Here is a 1,754-nt window from a genome sequence, read left to right on the forward strand (position 1 = left end):
TTAAGCAATCTGGTAATATGTCAAGAGATAATTTTAAAAGAAAGTAAAAGAAACAATTAAAAAAGGGTAATCTTAATAGAACCTATGATTTCAATCAAAAAATAGGTTCGGGAATTAGAAGTATTTTATTGTGTCTCTCCAACTTTATCGCTGGAGTAGATTTGATTTTTAGTCAGCAATCCAAAAATCAGGCGTACTAATTTACGAGATGTAAGTGCGAGTGCTCGTTTATGCTGGTGAGTTGTCACCTCACCGAACTTTTTGTTGTAGTATTCTTTGTATTCAGGTGAATTGTTTTTAATACTATTAGCAGCTTCAATTAAATAATATCTAAGATACTTGTTACCGGTTTTAGTCATGTTTGTATTATCAGAGGTGTGATTCCCTGATTGATTAACTCTCCAGGTTAGACCTGCATATTTAGCTAAAGCATTATGGGAATCAAATACACTAATAGAACCAATTTCGGCTAAAATGCCACTAGCTAATACAGGGCCAATACCTGGTATGGATCTTAGAGATTGATACTCAGTAGTATTAATGCCTTTAATATTCTTTTCAATAGCTTTATCAATAGTTTTAACCTCAGTTTCAAAGGCTTTAATAAGGTTAAAAGAAGAAGCAATTGAAACATTTAAAGGCTCATATAATACTTTATCTAACCTATAAGAATCCCTTGCAGCTTTTTGTAGTAATTTAGCCGTTTCATCAGGATTACTAAATCGATTCTTTCCCTTTTCTTTGACAAAGGCAACCAAGTCTTCAATCGAAGAATAGGTAATATCATCTAAGGATAAAAACTCGGTTAAAACAGCTGCAGAGGTAGCTCCATAGGTATTAGAGAATGGCTTATCATCTTTATCTAGAACTGCTAATTGACTAAATTTTAAATAGATATTGGAGACCATATAAGTTTTTTCACGTGTAATACACTCAACTAAATGAAGTCTATGCCTAGTTAATCTCTGTAGAGCAAGAAATTGCGAGCCACGCCAAGGAGAAGATGTAATTCTTCCACATCTGGCAAAGTCAGCAATAACATATGCATCCAATGGATCCGTTTTATCCATATCCACAAAAGACTTTCTGTAGTTAACAATAGTCTTTGGATTAAGACAATAGACATTAGGTTCAAACGAGGCTAGCTCCTCATGAGAAGATAGGAAATTGGCCACATGAACACTATAAATAGAAGTAGATTCTAAGGCAATAACAGCATATTTAAGCTTATTAGAACTTAAGCACTCCACGATACTTTTTGACATAGATTCAGCACCAGGATTGTTGTTCGAAGCCTTTAGATTAAGAAGTTTATTCCCTTGAAAATCTAGAGCACATAAGACATTAGTCTTAGAACTAACATCAATACCAACAAATAAAGTTGATAAAATTTTGTTCTTCATATTATCACCGCCTTTCATAGGTAGTTGGAGAACAATTAGTAAAAGAGATATCCTAATCTTAGTCACTAACTTCAACCTCGCACTATTAGCATTCATCTTTGAAAATTACCTTGCTGTTGGTCTAGTCAAAGAGATGCAGCATCTGAGTTGGAAGATTATGATGACTAAGTCAGGAAGCATGCTTAATGGGCAATAACCATAAGGTTTTGCAAGGAGGAGCAGAATTATCCTTCGCTAATTATCCTTAGTTTAATTATAGCATTAGGATATCTCAATTAAAAATTGTATAAAAATAATACTATGCTTAGAAGACCTAATAAAAAGTACTTCTAAACATAGTATACGAGGAGG

1 protein-coding gene is annotated in these 1,754 nt (G+C 33.4%); it reads right to left on the reverse strand.

The features are described 5' to 3' along the window. Window positions 1-125: 125 nt before the first annotated feature. Window positions 126-1,403, reverse strand: a complete 1,278-nt coding sequence (locus CUL_RS0102520; RefSeq protein WP_025640399.1) for an IS110 family RNA-guided transposase — start codon at window positions 1,401-1,403, stop codon at window positions 126-128. Window positions 1,404-1,754: the final 351 nt, after the last annotated feature.

Origin of the sequence: [Clostridium] ultunense DSM 10521 (assembly GCF_000511955.1) — a bacterium.
Classification (GTDB): domain Bacteria; phylum Bacillota; class Clostridia; order Tissierellales; family Tepidimicrobiaceae; genus Schnuerera; species Schnuerera ultunensis.